Source organism: Methylophaga sp. UBA2012, assembly GCF_002335235.1.
Taxonomy (GTDB): domain Bacteria; phylum Pseudomonadota; class Gammaproteobacteria; order Nitrosococcales; family Methylophagaceae; genus Methylophaga; species Methylophaga thalassica.
The window spans coordinates 115,620-141,180 of record NZ_DDCG01000009.1; the positions used below are offsets into that span (position 1 = coordinate 115,620).

Here is a 25,561-nt window from a genome sequence, read left to right on the forward strand (position 1 = left end):
CGTGAAACTATTACTAGTTGATGACCATCAGTTATTTTTAGATGGCTTATCAGCCTTACTCAGCAAGGCTGATAACATCGATATCATTGATACTGTCAATAACGGCAAAGCGGCTTTTGATAAATTAAGTTCGGGACAATATGACGTGGCCTTAATTGATCTACGTTTGCCGATCATGGATGGCTTTCAGTTGCTACAGTCTTTATCGGATTCATCATCTCTGGTGCCGATTATTATTGTTTCAGCTTCATCTGATCCGATAGATATTGATACTGCCTTTAACCTCGGTGCTATGAGTTTTATTCCTAAGTCGTCATCAGGAGAGACCATTCTTCAGACCATCGAGCAAGTGATGTTGGGTCAGAAAGTGTTTCCAGACAGTGACATGGACAAGCTAAAACCAAAAGCAGAGCAGTGGGCGAGTCAGCACAATCTTACCCAGCGTCAGCTTGAAGTGTTAAGGCTGATGAGACAGGGATTCTCAAATCAGGCGATTGCTGAACAGCTCTCGATAAGCATGCCAACCGTGAAATCACACGTCAGTGCCATTTTTCAAGCATTGGGTACACAAAGCCGTAGCGAAGCCGGTAAAAAAGCTCACCAACTTGGTTTGGATTAATGTTTCGATTTACTAACCAACAATCGTCTACTGATCTGGGGCGATATCAACAAAAGATAGATATTGAAAAAATTCTGATTGCTCATCGTAATTGTCCCGCCACCCTTATCGGTAATGCACTTGGCGCGATACCCATGACATTGGTGATGCAAAATACAGCCTATTCGCTCAGCGCTATTGGCTGGTTTAGTGTGCTGTATTTATTGATTATGGTGAGGTGGTGGCATTATAAAAGTCTAGATACGACCCACGCAGATACGGAAACGATATTTCATTACGGTAAGATCCAAGTGCTATTGGCATGTCTGTCTGGTTGCATATGGGGGAGTGCAGGCATTTTATTCTTTGATGCAGCACAAATTTCTAATATCGCCTTTGTTATTTTGACATTAGTGTGCATGCTGGCAGGCAGCTTGGCTTCGCTCTCTGCCAGACCTATTGCTTATGCTGCCTTTTCTCTGCCTACCATGTTACCTCTCAGTTTGATTATGCTGCTCCAGGACGAGCGTTTTTATAACTGGATGGGGTTTGGTGCTATTGTTTATCTGGCCGCCACATTTGCTTTTTGTCTGAATCTTTACAAAGTCATTATCCAGTCATTGAAATTACAATATGAGAACTTGGATCTTATTAAAGATTTACAAGAACAAAAAGAAGTCGCTGACAAAGCCAATCGTGATAAATCACGTTTTTTAGCTTCCGCCAGTCATGATCTTCGTCAACCTTTACACGCGGTTAATTTATTTACAGAGCTTCTCAGCCAAAAACTGACATCGCCATCTCAACAACAAGATATAGGGAATATTCAACAGGGCCTTCAGTCGCTAAATGAGTTATTGGACGTATTATTGGACATGTCCCGTCTAGATGCCGATATCGTGCATGCCAATAAAGTCAGCTTCGATATCAGCAGCTTGTTAGAAAAAATAGAACCGCCATTTCAGCATGATGCGAGCAGATACCAGCTCAGTCTTCATATCGATAAAACGCCTTACACGGTATTTAGTGACCCACTGCTGCTTGAACGGGTCATCACCAACCTTCTAGTGAATGCCATACGTTATACAAAGCAGGGGGGAGTGGAACTATTCTTTTCTGAAAAAGATAAAACGCATATCCAGTTACACATTGCTGACACGGGCATTGGCATTCCTAAAGCATCGCTTAATGATATTTTTGATGAGTTTGTTCAATTGCATAATCCAGAAAGAAATCGACAAAAGGGCTTAGGTCTGGGCCTGGCGATAGTACGGAGAATTATGAACCTGCTGGAACACCCAATCCAGATTAATTCGCAGGTCAACAAAGGTACGGAAGTTATTTTATGTCTGCCTTTGAGTGATGAACAAGATAATGCTGAAGGTTCAACAACACCTAAATTATCATCACGTCAAAACAAACTAGAAAATCTTAACGTCATGATTGTTGATAATGAGCTCAGTATCGTTGAGGCGATGACCGCGTTACTCAATAGCTGGGGATGTGATTGTCGTGCTTTTACATCGACGGCAACGGCGATTGAAGCCATTAAAGATGGTGAAAAACCCGATTTTCTGCTGGTCGATTACCGAATGCCTGGTGATTACAACGGTTGCGCCTTTGTTTCCTATATTGAATCTATTATAGGAAAAACATCCGCCATTATTATCACCGGCGATACCAGTGAGGCGGTGATTAATGAGATTAAACACCATGGCTTTTTACGATTACAGAAACCTATCAAACCGGTTCAGTTACGCTTATTAATGGAAAAGATACTCCAGCGTTAAAGCCATTTTTTGAGTATATCTAACAGGGTATCAGGCATAATCGGTTTCGTTATATAGTCAGACATGCCGGCGGCAAGACACTTTTCTCTCACACCTTCCATCACATCGGCTGTTAGCGCAATCACAGGCGTGGAGTGATTAATATCTCCCACCTTACCTTCACGGAGTTGCTTTGTAGCAGTAAACCCATCCATGACTGGCATCATACAATCCATAAACACAATATCGTAGTGCTTTTCACGTAGTTTATTTAAAGCGACTTCACCATTTTCAGCAATATCTGCAGTAATGCCATATTTTGCTAAGATGCCACTCGCAACCATCTGGTTAATTTCATCGTCTTCGACCAGAAGAACGACACTTGATGAAAAGGATGGCAGTGATGAAGTGTCAGACTGATTATTCGTATTAAGTTCGTGTTGCCCGATAAACTGTTCTGATAAAAGCCGACTCGCATTAAATAACTCTGATGCACTGATAGGTTTGATAACTGTTTTATCTGACAGATCACCTATCAATGAGCGACTCAAGTCATCCGCCAGAGATGCTAACAAAATAATTTTAATATTTTGGGACTTCAGTTGTTTGAGTTTGTTTTCGTTGATGTGATTTAATATGGCACTATCTACTAATAGCACCACGTCTGTGTCTTGTTCTCGTACCGTTGTTTCAATCAATAATAATGATGAGGTGCTGTGTAAAGGGCTTCCCCATTTAGAAAATAAGCTTTCCAGATAAAGGCTCAATTTTTCATTGCTGGTATAAACAAAAAACTGTGTGAATTTAGAGAGCAGTACACGTGGTGGTAATACCAGATCATTTTTTACATTAATGGTGAAATAGAAGTGACTGCCTTCACCTACCGTAGATTCAACGGCGAGCTGCCCACCCAGCATACTAACCAGTTCAGCACTAATGGCTAAACCGAGACCTGTGCCACCCGCTTTTCTGGTTGAAGCTGAGTCAATCTGGCTAAATCGCTCAAACAGACTTGTCAGTTCATTTTCAGATATGCCAATACCTGTATCTTTTACCGAAAAATCAATGCTAAAAGTGTTGTCATCTATTGCTGTGATATTGACATTAAGTTCCACCGAACCTTGTTCGGTAAATTTGATGGCATTTGATAGCAGGTTGAGCAAGATCTGTCTCAGCCGAATAGGATCAGAAATAATCAGGACATTTTCGATCGCATTTGCAGGGCAGAGTACCTGGAGGCCTTTGTTATGTGCGTTGGGTTCAACTACTCTGCCAATATCTGAAATCAGTTTTTCAAGATTAAATGACGTTTCTTCAATGGAAAGCTTGCCAGACTCAATTTTTGAATAATCCAAGATATCATTAATTATCCGCATCAGTGATTCAGCACTGGTTTTGATATTGTGGGCAAACTGATGTTGCTTTTCAGTGAGATTTGTATCGCTTAGCAGATTAATCATGCCCAGAATGCCGTTCATTGGCGTTCTTATTTCATGGCTCATATTTGCCAGAAAAGCACTTTTTGCATCGGCGGCTGAATTCGCCTGTTTTGCAGATAATTCAAGTTCAACCTCTCTTAAACTTAACTTTTCTGCCAACTCTTTCGTTTCTTTTAAAAGGCGTTTTGTCTCATCTGCACTTTGTTTAAATAACGTCGCTGAACGGGCTAGCTTGCCTATTTCATCTTGTCGATCAATACCTGGAATAGCTAATGTCTCTCGGCCAGAACTGATATCTTCAAATGTATTGCTGATATTAGAGATAGGGACAGTGATTGCACGACTGACTCTACTGGAGATCAGTATGGCAATAATCATTAGAAAAAAGGAACCGATGAATGCAATAAACTTATACAGTTTGAGATTAGTATTTGTGCTGCTAAAAAGCGTCGTTTGCCTATCAAGTGAATAATCTTTTAATTGCATTGACAGGCTTTTTAATTCTGAGGCTTCCCCGGCAATGACAACATTAACCAGAAAAACAAAATTACGATCTGCCTGAATGGTGCGAAAGAAGGTATTTTTTATCGTATCAAGTTGTTTATTGAGATTGATGATTAATTTTTTTTCTTTTTCGGTGACTGTTGCTCTCTCTGAGTAGGCTTCGATATCTACCTTTGTTTGATTAAATCTGTCGATGAAATTCAACCGTGTTTTATTGGTTCGGCTTTGAAAATACTGAATGGTTTGATTTTGAGCAAAAGCGATCGAAGAGCGTATGTCATACAATAAAATCACTTCTTGAGACTTTTTATGTTGTTTTGTCATGGTATCCAGCATGTCGTAGACATTACTGAATTGTTGCTCTAACTGAATATGCAACTGTTTTAATACCATGCGTTCATCATTCAATTTAGCTGTTTTCTCATAAAGATTTTCAAGTGATGCTATAAATTTTGGATAGATCAATGCTGAGTCTTGACTAGATTCTGATGAAGCAGAAAGACTCTGGATACTTGTTTTTAAGCTTTTTAATAGCCGTTGAATATCTGTAATGGATGACTGATTATCAGTGATGCGAAATACTAATATTTTTCGATTCAGCTCAATAATATCTGCTTCGACTTCTGACATCAGTCGCGTATAAGAAATAGACTTTGTGTAGTCATTGAATAATTTTTCAACGTTTGTCAGTGAAAATAAATTGACAATGACAATAAACAAACAAATCAATGCGAGACTAGCAAAACCAATAAAGACACGCTTACGTATCGGTAGCTGGCTCATGAATGTAGATTGATGCCATTTACTCATGCCAGTAAAAACTCATACCATTTTTGTAGCGAATAATCGTAATTTGGCATTACGGTATTCCAGATAGCGATATTGCTTAACCTTTTGGTATAAGAACCTCCCGTACGGGTATCGCCAGCATGTACCGAAACCCTACCATCTGTACCTTTCAGAGGGGCAGTGGTTTCTTTACCTTCATACCAATAACCCCATTCATTTTCATCCAATAATGGCCTTGAGCGTTCTGGGGTTGAAATGTAATAACCTTGTCGAGCAACATAGGCTCCAGCCCATCCACTCAGCCACCAGTTCATATAATCATAAGCGGCATCTTTAACATGGCCTTGACACTCACTGGATAAACACATCACGCCATGCCATGCACGGTAACCCTCCCTGGGGGCCGCATAAGTGATCGGAATACCTTCACCATTGAGTGCGTAAACAGCAGGAGAGAACATGCTTTCCAAATGCACTCGTCGGTGACGCATATAGTCAATTGACTGAGGCACTGAATTCCAGAAACCTGCGAAATGGTGTTGTTTTTTGTAATCCTGCAAAATAGAAAACAATCCATCAATCTCGGACTGGCTCATATCGCTCATATCATTGAAATGAATTAAACCTTTGCTATCTGCCGCCAGTGCTAAATCAAATATACCAATCGTAGGAGAGTTAACTATGGCGACTTTACCGCGATATTGTTCGTCTAATAACCAGGCCCAGCTTTCCGTTTCATAAGGAATGCCTTTTTTTACTTCATTTGTGTTGTAGCCAAATGAATCCACATTATGAACATAAGGTACAAAACTAATCTTGCCGGTGAACGTTTGTCCCAGACTGCCATCATCTTGTACGTTCAAAATTTTATGGGGTGAATCTCCCAGACTAATCTTTGCTTCAGGCGTAATTTTTCCTGTTTTTGATAAGGCGTTTATTTCATTCCAATACGTTAGTCTTTCAGTTTCAATAGGTTGAATCACTGAAGCCTGCCAAAGCTGACGAATACTATCTGTCCATTGTTCATAAATGTCGAATGAGCCAGGCTGTGTAGAGGCTTTTTGAATAAGCTCAGCTTCGCCACCAGGCTCAAAAACAATATCAATACCGAGGTCGGCCATCGCCTGCTGACGAATTTCTTCTTGTAAAGTGACATGCGTACCCATCACGCGTAAGGTTGGTTTTGTCTTGGCAAAGACGAACGGGGCTTTGCTTGATAAAACCGACATACCTGCTAATAAGCCTGACTTTTTTATAAAAGAACGTCTATCGGCCGAGATGTTTTCCTCTATTCGATTGAGGGAGATTTCTGGATTATTCATTGCATTTCCCTTGAGTCTTAATAGACGTCTATTTTTATTGTATCGACACGTGCGACGGTCAAATGAGAAATTAATATTGGTAGAGCATTATCCTATACCAATTTACAAAAAAATGAACATCAAGGCTTGATAGTTAAGACATAGAAGTGGAGACTTGATAAGAATTGTAACTGCCATGGAAACAAAGGTACATGCACGTATTAATTGTGGACGATAATGATATTGACTGCTTGATTACTATTAGCTTTGTGGAAAAGGCAGGGATGAATGCCATCACAGTCAATAACGCAACAAAAGCGCTTGAAATTACCTCCAAAAGAGATACGACACCAGACATTATTGTTGTTGACTGGATGATGCCAGAAGTTAATGGTCTAGAATTATGTCAGAAAATCAGAGCACTGAATTTAACGATAACCCCATATATCATTATGGTTACTTCCAATTCTCTAGGGCAAATTGAACAAACAGCATTAGAAGTGGGGGCAGACGATTTTGTTGAAAAGCCTATTCATGGTGCTGTATTTATCGCCAGGCTTAAAGTGGGCGCACGCATTGTTGCTATGCAAAAGAAACTTTTGTCACTGGCAGATACTGATGAACTTACCGGCTTATTAAACAGACGAGCTGCTATCAAGGCATGTGAAATTCACCTTGCCAGATTAGCCCGGTCGGATAAACCGGTTAGCCATTGTCTGATCATTGCGGATATTGATTTCTTTAAAAACATTAACGATACCTACGGTCATCAAATTGGTGATCGCGTATTAAACGATGTCTCTAATCGTATGCGTAACAGTATTCGGCCTTTTGAGACTGCTGCCAGGTTTGGTGGTGAAGAATTCTTAGTTTATTGTGAGGCGACTGAAACTGAAGCAAGTATCATTCTGAACAGAATGAGACAGGCTATTTCTTCTTCCCAATACAGTTATAACGGTATATCCATCAATGTGACGATGAGTTTTGGTTGCGTGGTCATCAATAAGCGAGATGCAAAACACAACATTAATGAATTTATAAAAAAGGCGGATGATCTGTTGTATGAAGTCAAAAACCAAGGGAGAAACAACTTTAAAGTGGCCCCTTATTCTGATGTTGACAATAATAAATAAACATACGGCTAATCTGTGACACGTTAAGGATGAGTAAACAGTATGGGATTGGAAAGGAAAATCTTAATTGTTGATGATGACCCGATTATTATTCTGGAATTATCTACCGTTCTAAAAAATCTAGGTGATATCTATGTTGCCAACTCAGGTGCAAGTGCAATAGCTACAGCCAAAGATATCATGCCAGATATTATCTTATTAGATATCGGCCTACCTGATATTGATGGTTTCAATGTTTTAACTGAACTCAGTAACAATGAACAGCTTCGACATATCAACGTTATCATCGTTACTGCACATGGTGAATTTGATAATCATCTCAAATCATTATCCAGCGGTGCAGTCGATTTCATTAGTAAACCGGTAAACAAACATTTACTGGAAAAAAAGATTGGCTCAATGCTGAACAACCGTAGCAACATCACTACTATCATCCAATCAAAAACACAATCTCAATTGGAACAATTAAAAAATCAGTTTGTACATCTGTTAAGCATGATAACTGAGGCAATCATCATCACGGATGTTGAAGGCAATATTAAGCTGGCGAACGACTATAGTCAGGCTTTGTTTGCTTGTAATGATTTAACGAATAAAAATATCCGAGATATTATTCCTGCTGAGCAACTTCCGCATCACAAAGAACCTTCAACAGCAACGATTCAGAACGACTTCACCCCAATATTCAAACAAATGGAGTTGAAAAAACAAGACGGTCAAATTATTGAAGTCGAACTTGGGGTGTCCCTACATAAAAACGGACAGGATTATCACTTCCTATACGTTATTCGCGATCAATTTGAGAAGAAATTAACACAAGCTCGACTATTAAAAGCCGCATTATATGATTCGCTAACAGGGGTTTACTCAAGAGAGGCGTTGGAACTTGATTTAGAAAAAACCTATGGTAAGAAAAGTAACAATGCACGTTATATTGGCTGTCTGCTAGATATAGACAGATTTAATGAACTCAATGCTGTTTATGGCCATGCTCATTGCAATCAATTGCTGATAGCGGTTGCAAATGAACTCAAGAAATTGATGCAAGTACTACCCGTAAGAATATATCGTGTGGGCGGTGATTTATTTATTATCAAATCAATCCAACCTATTGAAAAGATTAACTACTCCAGTATGAAAGAAGCTTTTCAAGATGCCTTTTCTATCTTGCTAGACTCACTTAGTCAGCAACTCAAACATAAATTATCTATCAGTGCAGTGATGTCTTTCTTTGAAAGTGACATCGTAAAAAATGGTGCCATATTACCCATGCTGGAAGATGCACTAAAAAATTATAAACAAGCTGGCAAATCCGGTGAGCTTATTTTTGTAGAAAATACCAACTATGGAAGAACTGTAAAAGTGGCTGCACTGGCACAGTCCATGTTGAGTGGACTGGATTACTCTAAGCTCAGTGTAGTCTATCAACCCAAAATCAATGCATCGGATGAGATAGATTCAGCTGAAGCATTATTACGCTGGAATAATTTGAACTCTGAACCTCTCAGACTATTAGACTTTATTGGTGTAGCGGAAAGCACAGGTGTGATAGTAGATGTTGGGTATTATGTCCTTAAACAAGTCTGTGCGATGATCAAAACTCTCCGCCAACAAGTCGCTGGTTTTGACAAAAAAATATCCGTGAACTTAAGTATTCGTCAACTTGCTGATCCCAAGTTGGTTGAAACCTTTGAAGCCATATGTAAACAGCATAATATTTCTCCCCGACAAATTATATTTGAGATCACAGAATCGGTCATGGCAGAGAATATTAACCTGTTAACTTCTGTTATCCATGCACTGAAAACAACCGGTTTTGGTATTGCTATCGATGACTTTGGTACGGGGCAGTCTAACCTAAGTTATCTGAGTCAATTACCCATAGATGAACTAAAAATTGATAAATCATTTGTTGATAAAATCAATTCGGAAGAAGGGGAATACCCGATTGTTGATACGGTGATATCAATGGCTAAAGCCATGAAACTTAAGGTTGTCGCAGAAGGCGTTGAAACAATCACACAAGCAAACTATCTTCGTTCAAAATCGTGTGACTTAATTCAGGGCTATTATTTTTACAAACCCATGCCACGTGATGAGTGGTTGAAATTAGTGACAGATGACAGCTGAAGCCTCTGATTCTCTTTTATGCCCGTTATGTGGCGGCCCTAATGCATGTGGCAATCTATCAGCGGCAGATAATCCGGCTGATTGTTGGTGTCATCAGCCGGACAGGGTATTTAGCCAGAACCTATTAGATAGTGTGCCCGCTAAGTACAGAGGTAAAGCCTGCGTTTGTCAGCAGTGTGTTGCAAAGCAAGCACTAGAACCACACACCCTGAATCCATCCATTCAGATTACTTAAATAAAATAAAAGGAAGAGGGCGGCGTTTTCCGACGTTCTACACATACTAGGGCTGCTGAGCTTTTACCTGCCAGCCACCACCTAACGCTTTGTAAATAGACACTAAATTAAGAACTGATGTAATTTCGCTGTTTGCCAGGGTATCTTCTGCTTCGAGCAGTGTGCGCTCAGCATCCAACACATCAAGAAAATTATCATAGCCACTATCAAAACGATTTCTGGCCATGGTGGCAGATTGCTTCGCCGATGCAGCAGCTTGTTGCAGTTCGGCACGTCGTTGTTCTTCATTTGAGAAGTCACTCATGGCGGATTGAATTTCTTCAAGCGCCGATAACACTGTTTTTTCATATCGTGCCAAGGCCGTATCAGTTTGGGCATCAGCCTGGTCGACATATGCTTTGAGACGATCGCGATCAAAGACTTGCCAACTGATTGATGGACCAATTGAACCCGCGAGGGCTGATGTACCAAAGCTACTTAGGTTTGTCGAAATGAAACCGAGTGAGCCGAGAATACTTACCTTGGGAAATAAGTCCGCCACCCTTAGATTGTAATCAGCCACGCTGGCAGCCAGTGAACGCTCTGCTGAACGAATATCCGGGCGTCTGTTTAGCAGTTGTTGAGCATCACCGACTGCCACGCTGAGTGGTAAAGATGGCAAGGCTTTGCTCTGAGACAAGTTGCTACGCAGAGCATCTGGCACTTGCCCTGTGAGAACCGACAGGCTGTTGATAGTTGAGTCTATCTGCGCTCTCAGCGGTGGAATAGTTGAACGAGTCAGACTTAACTGTGTTCTGGCCCGACTGACGTCCAGGGCGCTGGCGCCACCAGCATTGAGTATTTTTTCTGTTAATTCAAAGGTTTCTTTTTGGTTCTCAGCATTGCGCTGAGCAATATCCAGCCGATATTGAGCACCACGCAAAACAAAGTACTGTCTGGCGACTTCTGCAGCGACACTGACATACATTTGTTGTAAATCAGCAGCGATAGCTTGTTCCTGAGCAAGCTGAGACTGAATACCGTAACTGACACGACCGAAAATATCTAATTCCCAATTGGCATCAAATCCGGTCTCATAAATATCCGCTGCTCGCGTTGTTGAGTTTTGTGCTTCTTCAGAATACAGATTCCGGCTGTAGCCAGCATTTGCGTCAACAGTCGGGTATCTATCTGACCCAACCGCTCTGGATAAAGCCCGAGCAGCTTGCAAGTTTGCCAGTGCAATACGTACATCAAGGTTATGTGATAAAGCTTCTTCAACCAATTGACTGAGTTGGGGATCCTGAAAGGAAGTCCACCAGTCAGCAATTGGTTGCTGTGCCGTAGCAAATTGGTAGCTGTCATCGCTTAGTTGGGTGGTTTCAACTGAACTATCCGCCGTGGGGGACTGATAATCACGAAATTGAGCACAGCCGCTAACGGACAGGCTAATTAATGTACAGAGCATCAGTTTTTTCATGATGTTTCTCCTGTCGTTTTCTCAGGTTTGAAGTGCAATGCGACACGTCGACAAATCACATAAAAGACCGGCGTAAATATCAGCCCGAAGAAGGTTACACCCAACATGCCCGAAAACACAGCTATACCTAATGCTTGTCGCATCTCAGCACCTGCTCCTTGAGCAATGGCCATGGGCACAACCCCAAGAATGAAAGCAAATGAGGTCATCAGGATTGGACGCAGACGTAATCTGGCTGCTTCAACAGCCGCATCCCAGACAGACCGCCCTTGACGTTCCAATTCTCTGGCAAACTCGACAATTAAAATAGCATTCTTTGAGGCTAAACCAACCAGAACGACCAAACCTATCTGCGTCAGAATATTGTTATCCATTTTTGCCAGATAAACACCGGTAATAGCGGATAACAAACACATCGGCACAATCAGGATGATAGAAAACGGTAATGCCCAACTTTCGTACTGTGCTGCCAGTAATAAGAAGACAAACACCACGGCCAGCAGAAAAGCCAGGGCGGCTGTGTCACCGGTCGCTTTCTCCTGATAAGCTATTTCAGTCCACTCATAACCAATGCCATCAGGCAGGATTTTGGCGGCTAAGTCTTCCATCGCATCAAGTGTTTGACCACTACTAAAGCCATCAGCACTACTGCCCATGACACCCGCTGCTGGATATAAGTTATAGCGTGGCACACGCGAAGGGCCAGACGTATCCCGTACTGTGGCAAAAGATCCTAACGGCACCATATCACCATTGGTGCTTCTGACCCGGATTCTCAGCGCATCATCTACCGATAAACGATCTTCTGCTTCAGCCTGAGCTGTTACTCTAAATGTTCTACCTAAATAATTGAAATCATTAACATAGACAGAGCCAATAAACACTTCTAAAGCCTCAAATACGTCAGCGACGGGCACGTTAAGACGTTCGGCTTTATTACGATCAATATCCAGGTAGATTTGAGGATTATTGGTATTAAAGAACGAATACACCGCTGTGGTGGCAGGACTATCAGGACTATTCGCAGCGGCTGCCATATCGGTAGCGGCCTGCTCTAAAACTTTTAAGCCACGACCACCACGGTCTTGCAGCATCATTTTGAAACCACCCGCACTACCAATACCGGGTACAGGAGGACGCTCAAATACCGCTACTTTGGCTTCTTTGAAGCCAGCAGCAACAGCCCGCATATCACTGAGGATGGTTTGATATTTAATCCCTTTAGCAATGCGATCTTCAAACGGCTCTAAAGGTGTAAATATGACGGCTGCATTCGATTGTATGGTTCTGGTCGCACCAGAAAAACCCGTAAAGCCAACCGCGTTTTTGACACCTGGCACTGACAACATTTGATCAGTAACAGCCTGAACCACTTTATCCGTGGCATTAAAGGAAGCGCCATCAGGCAGTGTAATGGCCACAATCAAAGAGCCTTGATCCTGCGTTGGAATAAAGCCAGTAGGTACGCGGTTAAACTGAAATGCGGTTAAGGTCATCAAGCCCGCATAAATCACTAACATAATGAGTCCCATACGGATGGTTTTACCAACAAACCAACCATAGCGAGCAGATAAACCTTCCATCCCCCGGTTGAAACCATTAAAGAACGCTTTAACCGGTGAGCGATACCATTTAACCGGTTTTTCTGGCTTATTCTTGTCATGAGACTTCATCAAAATCGCGGCTAAAGCCGGTGATAAGGTTAACGATACCGCCACAGAAATCATTGTCGCCACAGCGATGGTGATACCAAAGGCTTGATAAAATTCGCCTGAAATCCCTTCGAGGAACAGGGTAGGCAGGAACACCGCAACTAATACCAGCCCCATGGCAATTAATGCCGAGCCTACCTCATCCATGGTTTTACGTGCTGACTCACGGGGAGACAGACCATTTCTAAGATTCCGCTCCATGTTTTCAACAATAACAATCGCATCATCCACCACGATACCGATGGCTAAGACCAGGCCGAATAACGTCAGGTTGTTTAACGAGAAACCAATGGCTGACATCACTGCAAAGGTACCAATAAGCGATACCGGGATAGCTACAATAGGGATAATCGCTGCACGCCAGGTTTGCAAGAAAACCAGAATAACAATCACCACCAGAAATACGGCTTCATACACCGTCATTTTCACCGCATCTACCGATTGTTCGATAAAGTCAGTCGGGTTATAAGCAAACTCATAGGTCATACCTGGCGGGAAATCGGCCGCGATATCTTCCATTTCAGCTTTGATCTGATTGGCTGTTTCAATCGCATTGGTGCCCGGACGTTGGAATATAGGCAAGGCAACGGCTTGTTTACCACCTAAATAACCTTTTGTGATGTATTCCTGTGCCGCTAATTCGATGCGAGCTACATCACGCAGCCGAACGATACGGCCATCATCACTGGCTTTGACAATAACTTCACCAAACTCTTCAGGGGTGGTTAATCGTCCTTGCGTCTGAATAATATATTCATAATAGTTCTGATCGGGTTGTGGAGCACGGTTTAAGGTACCGCTGGCAACCTGAACGTTTTGGCTGCGGATAGCCGATATCACATCACCCGCTGCAATATCATACGACTGAAGTAAGTCAGGTTTTAACCAGATACGCATCGCGTAATCTGAGGCGCCATAAACCGGTACTTCACCGACGCCATCAATACGACGAATACGGTCACGAATATTCAATACACCATAATTAGCGAGGTAGTTTTGATCGTAGGTACCGTCGGGAGAGGAGAGGTTGATAACGATCATCAGATCTGGCGAGTTCTTCTTGGTGGTGACCCCTAGAGCACGGACACTCTGTGGTAATTTTGCTTCAGCAATCGCCACCCGGTTTTGTACTAAGACTTGCGCGGTATCCAGATCGGTTCCCAGCTCAAAGGTAACTGTCAGGGTCATCGAGCCATCGGCAGATGATTGAGAGTACATATAAAGCATGCCCTCAACCCCATTCACTTCTTGCTCAATCGGCGTGGCTACCGTTTCCGCCACGGTTTCGGCTGTTGCGCCAGGGTAAGTGGCGGAGACTTGTATGGTCGGTGGTGCTACTTGTGGGTACTGCTCAATCGGCAAACTCAGGTAAGCCATGTAGCCAATAATGACAACGATGATGGAGAGTACCGAAGCAAAAATAGGCCTATCAATAAAGAATTTTGGGAAATTCACAGTCGCTTATTCCTTATCAGTGTTTGTCGTGTTCGTTGTTTCATCAGAAGCTTGCTTGCCTAAAACATTGATAGGTTTCCACTCAAGCTCGACCACATTCGGTGTCACTTCCTGCCCACTGGCTTGTATACGTTGAATGCCATTCACCACCACTTTTTCATTACCGGTTAAACCTGTGCTGACCACAATCAGATCATTTTCAAGTAAATTACCGACAGTGACATACTGACGTTTGATGGCATTATTCTCATCAATGAGATAAACAAACTTTTTATCCTGATCCGTATTGATAGCATTTTCAGGTACCAATACGGCGTCGTAATTGGCACGGCCCAGCAAGCGAGCACGGCCAAACAGTCCGGGATAAATAATCCCTTCATCATTATTTACCGTCGCAGTCGCCTGGATAGTGCCTGTGGCACTATCGACCACATTGTCGACGAAGTGCATAGTGCCTTCGTGGTAGAACTTATCTTCGTCCATCAATTTGATATAGATAGGATTAGGGCTGGAATCACTACTTGGGCGTTGGCCTGCACGATCAAGACGGATGTATTTCAATAAATCGCCTTGTGAACCTTCGAAACGGAAGTGGATAGGATTGGTGCTAACGATACGGGTCAAAATGGTCTGGTTTTCTTCGACCATATTGCCAACATCAACATAGCTATCACTAATTTTACCGTCGATAGGAGAGGTCACTTCAGTAAAGCCTAACTGGAGCTTGGCATTGTTTAATGAGGCTTCGGTAATCTGAAGCTCCTGGAAACGTCTATCGACTTCTTCTTGCGAAATTGCATTGGACTCACGTAATAGATGGGCACGATCCAATTCCTTTTTAGCGAGCTCATATTGAGCCTGAATTTGCCTTAACTCATAACGAAAAGGACGTGGGTCAATCACGTACAACACATCACCTTTTTTAACTTGCTGACCATCTTTAAACTTTTTCTCGATAAGGTAGCCAGTGACACGGGCCCGTAAATTGACGTTGCTAATGGCTTCAAAGCGACCTGTAAACTCATCCCAATCGGTCAGTTTGTGTTGAAGCGGAATGGCAACATCGACTTCAGCAGGCTTGGCTTGCTGTTGTGGTGCCTGACTCTCTGGCTCAGAACAGGCAACCAGCATCAGGGAAAAAGCAGAAAGCAGTGTTAAAGGAATGGCTCGCATGATAAACATCTCTATATAAATAAATTCAATCAGGTTGTTTGCTTCAGCAACAAAAGGCGAATATATACACCTTGATGTGTAATTTTCATCAAGTCTAAGTGGCTATTGTTAGCCCTACATTAGGCTGATCTTAATGTTCACTTAATGTTATTAACCATAATAAGTGTGTAATTCTTGGGAATCATCTATGTATATTTTACTGGTTGAAGACAATGACATCGTCGGTGATGGTATTAAACAAGGTCTGGAAACGCTCGGTCACAGTACTGACTGGGTGACAGACGCTAATACCGCCAATCAGGCCATTCAACATGTCGATTACGATGTGGTGATTCTTGATCTATCACTGCCAGATTACGATGGTATGACATTACTCACTAACTGGCGTCAGAATAAGATATTGATTCCAGTCCTTATCCTCACGGCACGTGACGCCATTCCAGACAGAGTGACTGGATTATCAGCCGGGGCGGATGACTACCTCACTAAACCTTTTGACTTTGATGAGTTGGTGGCTCGGCTGCAATCCATCACCCGTCGCATCGCTGGTCGGGCAGACAACGTTATCACCTTTGCCCATATCAGCTATAACCCCACTAAGGGTGAAGTTAAAGCTAACGGTCTGCCGGTGAAATTATCCAAAAGTGAATTGATTGTGCTGGAAGCCTTAATGCACCAACCAGGTAAAGTTGTTAATACAGACCAACTTCAGGACAGACTTTATGGCTGGGCTGAAGGTGTGGCAAGTAATGCCGTCGCCGTGCATATACACAATCTGCGTAAGAAACTCGGTACCGATCTGATATGTACTGAACGTCGCTTAGGCTACTTTTTGGCCGTTGATAAATAATGAAAGGCAGCTTAAGAAATAAGTTATTAATCTCAGTACTACTGGTCACGGGTATTTTATGTCTGGCCATAGGTCCGTTTATGTATCACACCATCAAAAGTGATGTGAAAGAGATTTTGGATGACCGCCTAGCTGCTTCAGCAAAAATGCTGTCTCACATAGTGCACCAATACGATGTGAAAAATGAAAAACCGTCATCGTCACTGACTAATGAACTCATACAACAGATTGAACAAAATAAAGATAATACTGAGGTTATTGTATGTAATGTCACTCGCATCGATGGTGAATTAATTATTAGCACAGAAGACGGTAATCAGGACGTGCTGACTTCTGTGAAAGATGGTTACAGCTTTATTCGTGACAATGGCACCATCTGGCGTGTATTCAAACTGACCGAACATGGTATTTCAGTGACCACTGCTGAGAAGCTGGATAAACGCCGTCAGCTCTTCAATATTGTATTAATTGGAGTACTTATTCCCTGGATTCTGGCTGTTCTGACCTTAATTATCTCCCTGTATTTTATTATCCAGCGTGTCTTTAAACCGATGACACAGCTACAGGATCATTTTGATAAACACACGGGTAACAGTTTAACGCCAATAGAAATTGAGGATGTGCCGAGTGAAGTTAAAGGTGTGATTGCCGGCTTTAACGCCTTACTCGCCAGAGTCAAAGCGGTGCTGGAGAGCGAGCGCCGTTTTACCGCAGATGCAGCTCATGAGCTGAGAACACCACTGGCGGGTATTACTACACAGCTTCAAGTGGCCATGCTCAAACAAGGTGAAACCGTTGATAACAATCTCAAGCAAGCGAACCTGGCCGTCAAACAGCTAACGGAATTGCTGGATCAGTTATTAATGCTGGCAAGACTGGATGCCGAGCAAATGGCGTCCATTACTGTCAGCAGTTCGGCGAGTGAGATTACCGCAAAAGCGCTAATGCCACTGCAGGGTATGATTCAAGAAAATCAGATCCAGATTCACAAAATTATTCATAGTGAACAGGACTTGTTGCTACCACAGGAGTTAGTAGCGGTGGCGATTAGAAACGTGATCAAAAATGCCATTCAATTTTCTTCAGCGGAACAATCGGTGTCTATTCTGGTGACTGAGCAACCAGACTTTGTCACCTGGCAGATCACCGATGAAGCAGGGGGCATCAATCCCGACTTATTACCCAATGTGACCAACCGCTTTGTACATGACAAGAAAAAAGGTAATTTCGGTTTGGGATTAAGTATTACGAAAGCCGTCATTGATATCCTGAATGGTAAATTGACCATCAGTAATACAAAAGCAGGATTACGTGTCGATATTTCATTGCCATATTCCAGCCATGAGCTCAACTCAGAGCAAACACTCAACTAGCTATTTATGATGAATAACAGCTTAAAAGCAATGTGTATTTTGTTGGTTTCGGTGTTTTCACTAAGCGCCTGTACAACAAAAGATTGGCGAACAGCCAGCCGTGAATCAGCCGGTATTGCAGCCGATCCGGCGACACAGAAACAAGCCATTATTGAAGTCTATGCCGCGGATGCCTTTAGCTGGCGCGGCTGGTTTGCCGTGCATACCTGGATTGCCATAAAACCAGAAAATGCAGCAAGTTATACGGTCTATGAAGTGGTTGGCTGGCGTGTAAAGCGAGGTTTACCAGCATTACGGGAATATCAAACCACCACACCTGACACCTATTGGTATGGCGCCAGACCGGAAAAAATCTTATCTCTGCATGGGCAGAAAGCCGCCGAGCTGATCCCCAAAATCAAAACGGCGGTATCGCATTATCCTTGGGCTAATGACTACACCTTATTTCCCGGCCCTAACAGCAATACCTTCCCAGCCTGGGTGGGGTTACAAGTCAAAGAGCTGGACTTAAAAATGCCATTTCGGGCTATCGGTAGTGGTTACGCAGATTAATCAGCCGTCTTTTTAGGTAATAAGGCTAAAAAGTTATCATGAGCAATGGCTTTAGCCACATCGGCGGGTAAGGCATCCAATACCGGATCAAAGCCATGCATAATTTTACCCAGGTTATCAAAGCTACCGACCACATCACTACCAATCACAAAGCGGCTTGGGTATTGTTCCAACAACGCCAGCCATTTAGCACGAGGCTGACCTTTTTCATTTAATAAATAGGGTTCAATCATCGTCCATGACAAATCAATGGTCAGATTATCGTATTTGTCTAATAGCTCTTGCAGAAGGGGGCGTATAAAGTCCAGCTCCTCCTGATGACGGTGTAACTCTTTACTGGTGCCAGCATGAGCCCAGATAAACTTCACTTCAGGATTCTTTTTTAAAGCCTCCTCTAACTCTTCTAAATACAAAGGGTTACGCTCACGTTTTGAGGTGATATTACTGTGCAATAACACCGGTAAATCATACTCAGCAGCCAACTTATAGACTTTCATCATCGCTTCACTATTGGCACGGGGTGCACTGCCGTGAATCAATGCCGTTAAATCATCATGGCGGGTAAAGACTTCGCCAATGCCTTGCCAAAAGCCGGGATTTAATTCTAAAGCACGACGTATATGATTCACCGAGTTTTTATCGTCGGGATTAAAACCAGACAAAAAGGGAATAAAGCGTTTTTGTTGTTCGGGGTTGAGTGATTCTATGGCAGCGTGTAATTCAAAGTCGGTAGCGCTGTACCAATAAATAGCTGCGTCATCACCGGCATAATAACGGGGTTTTTTGGGTTCATTTTCATGCCATGTTTTCGCAACCGGAATCCCCATAATCACCGCTTGCGTAATATCACTTTCATCCATGGCCTTCAGTAAGGCCGGCATGCCATCTGTTTCCTGGAAAAAGTCGACGTAGTGTAAATGTGCGTCGATGTAATCACGAGCTGACACAAGCTGACTGGCCAGCAGTAAAGAAAAAGCGAGTCCTGTTTTTAACGTCATTGTTAAGTGTTTTTTATTATTAAAGGTATTCAGAGTGTCATTTCAGCCGAGAGTTCACATGGCTATTCAGGCAGGCATAATGCCATAGATATACTGATAAGTGTTTCCTGATAATAAGCCATGATAGGCTTACCCTGACGATAAAACATGGAGTATGACTGCTGTGCAGACCAATATTAAAAACTACTTAGCGGTAACAACGACTATTGCCAGTTCAGGCCAGCCTGCAGTCAATGAGTTTGAACAAATTGCAGAGCAAGGCTATCAAGTCATTATCAATCTGGCGCTGCCCGATTCCAGTTCAGCTATTGCAGATGAAGGCCATATTGTCACCAGCTTAGGCATGACCTATGTTCATATCCCCGTACCCTTTGATGCCCCTAAGCAGAGCCATTTAATCCAATTCTTTAATGTCATGGCCGGACTTTCGGATAGAAAAATCTGGGTTCACTGTGCGTTGAACTACCGGGCATCCGCATTTTTGTATCTTTATCTGCGTGTCATTGAACAACTGCCTGAGCATGAAGCTAAGCAAGCAATGCTGCCATCATGGCAACCCAATGAAACCTGGTCTGCGTTTATCACGCAATCTGAAGCGAAGCTGTTAGAAGCAGTAAAATAGCCCCGGGCTGATACATCGACCCGGAGCCGTCATGGTTTACAGGTTTAAATCACTCAAACTCGGGTGATCATCCGGTCTTCTTCCTAATGCCCAATGAAATAAGCGATTGGATTCTGTAATGGGCAAATCATTAATGCAGGCAAAGCGACGCTGCATTAAGCCTTGCTCATTAAATTCCCAGTTTTCATTACCATATGAGCGAAACCAGTTACCGCTGTCATCATGCCATTCATAAGCAAAGCGCACAGCAATACGGTTTTGTTCAAAGGCCCACAGTTCTTTTATTAAACGATAGTCGAGCTCTCTTGCCCATTTTTTCTGCAAAAAGTCTCTGACTTGGTCACGACCACGTGGAAATTCAGCACGGTTACGCCAAATCGTATCTTCGGTGTAAACCTGTGCAACACGATCTGGGTCGCGACTATTCCAGGCATCTTCAGCCATGCGGACTTTCTGTGTCGCCGAGGCTTCATCAAATGGCGGAAGAGGGGGCTTAATGTCAGTTGTCATAGTGTTTGTTCTCCAATATTAGATTTGTAGGTTGATGCCTGGCATGGACACATAGTCTGGTAAAGACTCAAACCGTGCCAGCCAAGCACTGATATTCTGATAGTGACTGAGATTGACCTGGCCTTCATGAGCCAAGGCCAGATAAGGGTAAATAGCAATATCAGCAATGCTTAACTTGTCAGCGACTAGCCACTGTCTATTGGCTAAATGACAGTCAATGATGTTCAACAACTTCGTTGTAGTATCAGTGGCGTGTTTAACGTCGATAGGTCGGCCCATTTTATGGTGCAGACGTAATCTGGCCGGACCATTTTGTAGCTCATTCGCGGCTGTAGATAACCAGCTTGTGATCTCGGCTAATAGAATAGGATCCTCAGACCACCATTGTTCACCGCCATACTTTTTAGCCAGATAAACTAAAATCGCCTGACTATCACGAACCACCACACCTTGATCATTAATCACAGGTGCCTGCCCAAATGGATTTAATTTCAAAAAATCTTCACTTAACTGTTCAGTCGTCCCCAAATCTAAATCGTATATTTGATAGTCCAAGCCTAAAAAGCAAAGCATTAGCCTGACTTTATGGCAGTTACCCGATAATGGAATGTTATATAAAATCATAATCAAGACGCTCTTTTAAAGGCTAAATAAAATAGCCTTATCAATTAATTACACGCTAATCATCAACTAAAAACTGCGCTATTTCATCCTGCGTATAACGCGGCGTAATATACTTTGGGCAATTCCAGTCCATCGCTTGCAGCGTGATAACAATGCCTCGCTCAACAGGGGCCCGAAACTCAGCCACCTCAAGTTGTTCAACCAGACTGGCATTATCCTGTTCCTGAACCAATTCAGCACGGCCCCATAGTTTCAGCCGGCGTTTTTCGGCATAGTTCATCAAAAATAAACACACCTTATTATTGCCAAGAATATTACCCACCGTGAGATATTGCCGGTTGCCAGCAAAGTCAGCAAAGCCAATTTGTGTCTCATTCAACACTTTCAGAAAACCTTTTGGCCCGCCGCGGTGCTGAATATACGGCCAACCATCCTCATTCGTGGTTGCTATATAGAAGCTATCCTGTTGTTCGATAAATAGTTTTACTCGGGCATCAATAAATACTTCATCCGTTACACCATGTTCCAGTGTCTGATAAAGCGCGCGACTGCCCATATCAGACTGCACCTGTTTCACAGGATCGGTGAAAACGATTTTGGTAAATGCTCTGGCCATATTACGCTCCTCAGAATAACTGCCCGGCCAGAAGGCCGGACACTCTCTGCTCTACGCCGCCTGATTCAAATCGACTTTAGGAAAGTCAATTTCGACACGACTGGCTTTACTCAGAATATTCGTTAATAAGTTAATGCCTGTATGGGTAATCACTTCAACAATGTCGGCATCAGTAAACCCTGCATCACGCATTTCCTGTAGTTCAGCGGTCGTCACCTCACCTGTGTGCTCAGCTAGTTTGCGTGCAAACTTCACAGCCACTGCGGCTTTCGCATCATGGCTGTCACCCTGACGGTTGGCGGTTATCTCATCGCTGTTGAGTCCGGTTTTACGTCCGATAGCCGTATGCGCTGATAAGCAATAGCTACATTCATTTTTCTGGGCCAGCGTTAATGCAATTCGCTCACGTGTGGCGGCATCCAAAGAGCCATTGCCAGCAATATGGTGAAAACCCAGAAAGGCTTTCAGTGCATCCGGTGAATTGGCAAACACCCGAAGGAAATTGGGCACGATGCCTAATTTTGTTTTAATGGCTGCAAATAATTCTGCTTGTTCGTTATTAGCAATATCGTCTGTGACGGTAGTGATTCTGCTCATGTTTGTTCTCCTGTTGTCAGTAATTAATGCTGTTGTGTTTCCAGCGAGAACATTATTGGCTATTATCAGAAATATAATAATCAGACAAATGATTAATTAACTATTGCATAAAGTGGAATAATAAATGGACCGATTACACTTAATGACGGTGTTCGTGGCCGTGGTGGAAAACGAAGGTTTTGCCAGTGCCGCCCGTAAACTCAGACTAAGTCCTCCCGCCGTCAGCCGGGCCGTATCAGAACTGGAAACCCGACTGGGCGTAAAGCTGTTACACCGAACTACCCGACATCTGCAAATCACTGATGCCGGGCAACGTTATTACAAAGATGCCAAACAAATAGTCGCCTTATCCGAAGAAGCCGATGACGCTGTCAGAGGCAGAAATGCCATCCCCAAAGGGCTGGTCAAAATTACTGCTTCCGTATTATTCGGGCGGCTTTATGTGATGGATGGGCTTATTAGTTATTTAAAAAACTACCCGGACATGCAGGTGGATGCCTTATTCGTTGATCGTGTGGTCAATATGCTGGAAGAGGGTGTCGATGTCGCGATACGAATTGGTGAACTACAGGACTCATCGTATAAAGCCATTAAAGTCGGGGCTATTCGTCGGGTTTTATGTGCGTCAACGTCATATTTGAAAGAATATGGCTACCCGAAAAAACCAGAAGATTTATCTAATCACAAAATCATTCTGGCCAGAGGACTCAGCCCCAGTAATGAGCTTAAGTTTATGGATAAAGGCAAAGCAAGCAGCGTCAGGGTTGACCCATTTTTAGCTGTCAGCGATAACTTCTCGGCAGAAAAAGCTGTATTAGCGGATATGGGGATATCACGTTTCCTGTCTTATCAGGTAGCAGAGAGCCTGGAGAGTGGGGCATTAAAAATCATTCTAAGCGAATACGAACATCCACCCGTCCCCGTGCATGTGGTGCACAGAGAAGGCCGTTATTCTTCTGCCAGAACACGGAGCCTGATTGACTGGATGGTGGAACACTTACGTTCACAAACGTCGTTGAATTAAACGGAACAACTAGCTATCCAGAGTCGATATGCTCTGGATAGCCGATATGATCAGTGTGTATCTCTACTATTAAATACGAACCTATCCAACGCTATTTTGCCTGGTCCCCAAAGCAATAGAGAAAATAGCAATCCACCCCAGATAACATGTAATAAAAAAGCCGCCGCAGGCATTTCTGCCAAACTGATAACAGCCACAAAATTAAATATAAACAAACCGATAGCGGCTACCGGAGTTAATAACCCAATTAGCAGCAACACTGGTAAAGCAATCTCGGCTGCTGTGCCAAGATAAGCTGCAATATCATGTCTTAAAAACGGCACGCTATATTCATACTCAAATAAAAACAGGGTGGATTCCCAGTCTTTTAATTTATTAAAGCCAGCAAAGAAAAAGACAGAGAACAGGTAAAACCTGACACTGAGTAAAGTCAGTGATTCAAGTACCAATCGCGCCTTTATAAGTTGCCCGCTATACGGGACGCGTAAATTAAGATAAGTCATCATGTTTTCTCCTGATAAAAGCCAGTGATAAGCCCCTCACTGATGGATTGTTGTAGCCATGTTTCAAAATTAAATTGAGGATTAATCTGGTCCAGTGCATCAGAAATACCGCAGCCGGAAACAGTGAGTCTGAGCCAATCGATCTCAGCCTCATCCACCTCACGGACATTGGCCTTCCATTGAGGCCGCCAAACAAGGACGTGTTGACCACTGCCATCTGAGAGTTTGTTTTTTGCCTGTTGAAAAAAAGATTGGCGTTGATGTTTATCTGAGGCCTGATGTGCCTGCCAGATATCAACCACGGGGTAATTCGATTCAAGCAGCGCCACGCGAGCACAATATTGAAGTTTCAGGCTTGCTAAGTTAGCTTCTGGTGCAAGATCAAACCCGCTCATATTAACCACATCACACGCTCGCTCGGCTTTATGGCAAAGCCAGTCGAGCCTGGCACAATCTTTAATGAATGGATAATCGTCCAGATCCTGATGTTGTTCTAACCAGTCTGGTAGGGTTTCCCCCCACATGCCCCAGTCACCTTCGGTCAATAGTTCATGCTGGATAAAGTCCCTTATCAACAAGCTAAACACGTCCTCACCCAGCAGTTGAACGACGGTTGGATAAGTGATGGCTAAGGCTCTATTGGCATTCATCAACAGATTATTTCTGTAGATAGAAACTGCCTCTGTGCTGTACGGGGAAGTTGTCTGCAGCCAAAGTGCCTGAAATAAATCTGACTGATAATTAGCCATGGCCAGACACCTTATTTGCATAGTTCTTAGCCCGCATAGCCTCGCCAATAAGTTCGGACCATTCGGGTAATCTGCTATCCCATTCAACTAAGGTAGGTACATGACCAAAACGTTGAATGGCCGCTGAATAAGCCATCCAGCAATCATCACTGACTGGGCCGCTATGATCATCAATCCACATTTCAGCTGAAGGCTCGGCGATGCCGGCTAAATGAATTTCACCGACAAAGTCTGTGTCCAGCTCTGAAATAAACTGTAAAACATCATCTAAAGGTGATTGTGACTGTTGATTGACCGCATTGACGTGAAGATTGTGAACATCCAGCAACACAGCACAGCCTGTAGACTGACAAAGTAAATTAAAAAATTCTGCTTCAGGTATGACAGAGGCCGTTATGGGTAAATACGACGAAATATTTTCAACAAGTAGTTGCTGACCAAAAACATCCTGCACGCGTCGGATATTACGACACATCGCCCTCAGTGTTTCCTTATCAAAGCGAAGTGGCAATAAGTCACCAGCATGCATGATATTGTCACCGTCACTCGACCAACTAAAGCAGGCATGATCCGATACTAATAGGGGTGAATAGCGTTCAATCAACCGTCGCATTTTCAGGATATGGGCCAAGGGCGGGGGAGTGAATGAACCCAACCCCAGTGAAGTACCATGAAAACTCAGCTTATACCGCTCAGAAATACGCTCCAATATGGCATGAGATACACCACCATCGGCAAAAAAATTCTCTGCATGCACTTCAACGAAGTCTATGGAGGCCGGTTCTAAGGCGGCTTCATAATGTTTGGATCGTAATCCTACACCGACTTGTATCATCTCAGCCTCCA

At 43.1% G+C, this 25,561-nt stretch carries 23 protein-coding genes; 10 read left to right on the top strand and 13 right to left on the bottom strand.

Features of this window, described 5'->3' with window-relative positions:
- Position 1 precedes the first annotated feature (1 nt).
- Positions 2–619 carry a response regulator transcription factor gene (locus tag B2248_RS07475; RefSeq protein WP_273180394.1) on the top strand — a complete coding sequence of 206 codons (618 nt, stop codon included), beginning with the start codon at positions 2–4 and terminating at the stop codon, positions 617–619.
- A complete protein-coding gene (locus B2248_RS07480; RefSeq protein WP_273180395.1) occupies positions 619–2,388 on the top strand; it encodes an ATP-binding response regulator in 1,770 nt (589 codons plus the stop codon). Before B2248_RS07475 ends, B2248_RS07480 begins: the two co-directional genes overlap by 1 nt.
- Here B2248_RS07480 and B2248_RS07485 read toward each other — a convergent pair.
- A complete protein-coding gene (locus tag B2248_RS07485; protein ID WP_273180397.1) occupies positions 2,385–5,120 on the bottom strand; it encodes an ATP-binding protein in 2,736 nt (911 codons plus the stop codon). The two genes, B2248_RS07480 and B2248_RS07485, sit on opposite strands and share 4 nt — an antisense overlap.
- On the bottom strand, positions 5,117–6,421 hold the full coding sequence (locus tag B2248_RS07490; protein ID WP_273180399.1) for an ABC transporter substrate-binding protein: 1,305 nt from the start codon (positions 6,419–6,421) through the stop codon (positions 5,117–5,119). Before B2248_RS07490 ends, B2248_RS07485 begins: the two co-directional genes overlap by 4 nt.
- Positions 6,422–6,612: 191 nt before the next feature.
- Between B2248_RS07490 and B2248_RS07495 the strand changes: the two genes are divergently transcribed.
- From B2248_RS07495 to B2248_RS07505, 3 genes are read left to right on the top strand one after another with little or no spacing between them, the layout of a single operon-like run.
- The gene (locus B2248_RS07495) at positions 6,613–7,533 is read left to right on the top strand and encodes a GGDEF domain-containing response regulator (protein WP_273180400.1); all 921 of its coding nucleotides are present in this window, start codon (positions 6,613–6,615) and stop codon (positions 7,531–7,533) included.
- Between the two features lie 42 nt (positions 7,534–7,575).
- Positions 7,576–9,663, top strand: a complete 2,088-nt coding sequence (locus tag B2248_RS07500; protein WP_273180401.1) for an EAL domain-containing protein — start codon at positions 7,576–7,578, stop codon at positions 9,661–9,663.
- Positions 9,653–9,898, top strand: a complete 246-nt coding sequence (locus tag B2248_RS07505) for a cysteine-rich CWC family protein (protein WP_273180402.1) — start codon at positions 9,653–9,655, stop codon at positions 9,896–9,898. The genes B2248_RS07500 and B2248_RS07505 overlap by 11 nt, the downstream gene beginning before the upstream one ends.
- Before the next feature lie 46 nt (positions 9,899–9,944).
- Here B2248_RS07505 and B2248_RS07510 read toward each other — a convergent pair whose 3' ends face one another.
- The 3 genes from B2248_RS07510 to B2248_RS07520 are packed head-to-tail and all read right to left on the bottom strand — an operon-like array spanning position 9,945 to position 15,697.
- Complete coding sequence (locus B2248_RS07510) at positions 9,945–11,357, bottom strand: efflux transporter outer membrane subunit (protein ID WP_273180403.1); 1,413 nt, start codon at positions 11,355–11,357, stop codon at positions 9,945–9,947.
- Positions 11,354–14,524: an efflux RND transporter permease subunit gene (locus tag B2248_RS07515; RefSeq protein WP_273180406.1), complete on the bottom strand. Its 3,171-nt coding sequence runs from the start codon at positions 14,522–14,524 to the stop codon at positions 11,354–11,356. The genes B2248_RS07510 and B2248_RS07515 overlap by 4 nt, the downstream gene beginning before the upstream one ends.
- A gap of 6 nt (positions 14,525–14,530) precedes the next feature.
- Positions 14,531–15,697, bottom strand: a complete 1,167-nt coding sequence (locus B2248_RS07520) for an efflux RND transporter periplasmic adaptor subunit (RefSeq protein ID WP_273180408.1) — start codon at positions 15,695–15,697, stop codon at positions 14,531–14,533.
- Positions 15,698–15,884: 187 nt separating this feature from the next.
- On the opposite strand from B2248_RS07520, the gene B2248_RS07525 reads away from it, so the two are divergent.
- From B2248_RS07525 to B2248_RS07535, 3 genes are read left to right on the top strand one after another with little or no spacing between them, the layout of a single operon-like run.
- The gene (locus B2248_RS07525) at positions 15,885–16,547 is read left to right on the top strand and encodes a response regulator (RefSeq protein WP_007145076.1); all 663 of its coding nucleotides are present in this window, start codon (positions 15,885–15,887) and stop codon (positions 16,545–16,547) included.
- Entirely contained in the window at positions 16,547–17,920 is a 1,374-nt protein-coding gene (locus tag B2248_RS07530; RefSeq protein WP_273180410.1) for an ATP-binding protein, read from the top strand. Before B2248_RS07525 ends, B2248_RS07530 begins: the two co-directional genes overlap by 1 nt.
- Positions 17,921–17,929: 9 nt before the next feature.
- Positions 17,930–18,472, top strand: coding sequence for a DUF3750 domain-containing protein (locus tag B2248_RS07535; RefSeq protein WP_273180412.1), 543 nt, complete (start codon positions 17,930–17,932; stop codon positions 18,470–18,472).
- On the opposite strand, the gene B2248_RS07540 is transcribed toward B2248_RS07535, so the two are convergent.
- Entirely contained in the window at positions 18,469–19,470 is a 1,002-nt protein-coding gene (locus B2248_RS07540) for an amidohydrolase family protein (RefSeq protein ID WP_273180415.1), read from the bottom strand. The two genes, B2248_RS07535 and B2248_RS07540, sit on opposite strands and share 4 nt — an antisense overlap.
- Positions 19,471–19,624: 154 nt before the next feature.
- Here B2248_RS07540 and B2248_RS07545 point away from each other — a divergent pair, with 154 nt between their 5' ends.
- Complete coding sequence (locus B2248_RS07545) at positions 19,625–20,092, top strand: protein tyrosine phosphatase family protein (protein WP_273180417.1); 468 nt, start codon at positions 19,625–19,627, stop codon at positions 20,090–20,092.
- A gap of 36 nt (positions 20,093–20,128) precedes the next feature.
- On the opposite strand, the gene B2248_RS07550 is transcribed toward B2248_RS07545, so the two are convergent.
- Genes B2248_RS07550 through B2248_RS07565 form a run of 4 tightly spaced genes read right to left on the bottom strand, consistent with a single transcriptional unit; the run spans position 20,129 to position 22,439 of the window.
- Positions 20,129–20,602, bottom strand: a complete 474-nt coding sequence (locus tag B2248_RS07550) for a nuclear transport factor 2 family protein (protein WP_273180419.1) — start codon at positions 20,600–20,602, stop codon at positions 20,129–20,131.
- Positions 20,603–20,620: 18 nt separating this feature from the next.
- Positions 20,621–21,226, bottom strand: a complete 606-nt coding sequence (locus B2248_RS07555; protein WP_273180420.1) for a glutathione S-transferase family protein — start codon at positions 21,224–21,226, stop codon at positions 20,621–20,623.
- A gap of 55 nt (positions 21,227–21,281) precedes the next feature.
- Positions 21,282–21,842 carry a pyridoxamine 5'-phosphate oxidase family protein gene (locus tag B2248_RS07560; protein WP_273180422.1) on the bottom strand — a complete coding sequence of 187 codons (561 nt, stop codon included), beginning with the start codon at positions 21,840–21,842 and terminating at the stop codon, positions 21,282–21,284.
- A 51-nt stretch (positions 21,843–21,893) separates the two neighbouring features.
- Entirely contained in the window at positions 21,894–22,439 is a 546-nt protein-coding gene (locus B2248_RS07565) for a carboxymuconolactone decarboxylase family protein (protein WP_273180424.1), read from the bottom strand.
- A 124-nt stretch (positions 22,440–22,563) separates the two neighbouring features.
- Here B2248_RS07565 and B2248_RS07570 point away from each other — a divergent pair, with 124 nt between their 5' ends.
- The gene (locus tag B2248_RS07570; RefSeq protein ID WP_273180426.1) at positions 22,564–23,463 is read left to right on the top strand and encodes a LysR family transcriptional regulator; all 900 of its coding nucleotides are present in this window, start codon (positions 22,564–22,566) and stop codon (positions 23,461–23,463) included.
- 50 nt (positions 23,464–23,513) lie between these two features.
- Here the strand turns inward: B2248_RS07570 and B2248_RS07575 are convergent, their stop codons facing one another.
- Genes B2248_RS07575 through B2248_RS07585 form a run of 3 tightly spaced genes read right to left on the bottom strand, consistent with a single transcriptional unit; the run spans position 23,514 to position 25,550 of the window.
- Positions 23,514–23,969: a DoxX family protein gene (locus tag B2248_RS07575; protein WP_273180427.1), complete on the bottom strand. Its 456-nt coding sequence runs from the start codon at positions 23,967–23,969 to the stop codon at positions 23,514–23,516.
- Positions 23,966–24,715: a DNA-binding domain-containing protein gene (locus B2248_RS07580; protein WP_273180428.1), complete on the bottom strand. Its 750-nt coding sequence runs from the start codon at positions 24,713–24,715 to the stop codon at positions 23,966–23,968. Before B2248_RS07580 ends, B2248_RS07575 begins: the two co-directional genes overlap by 4 nt.
- On the bottom strand, positions 24,708–25,550 hold the full coding sequence (locus B2248_RS07585; protein WP_273180429.1) for a DUF692 domain-containing protein: 843 nt from the start codon (positions 25,548–25,550) through the stop codon (positions 24,708–24,710). Before B2248_RS07585 ends, B2248_RS07580 begins: the two co-directional genes overlap by 8 nt.
- Between the last annotated feature and the right edge of the window lie 11 nt (positions 25,551–25,561).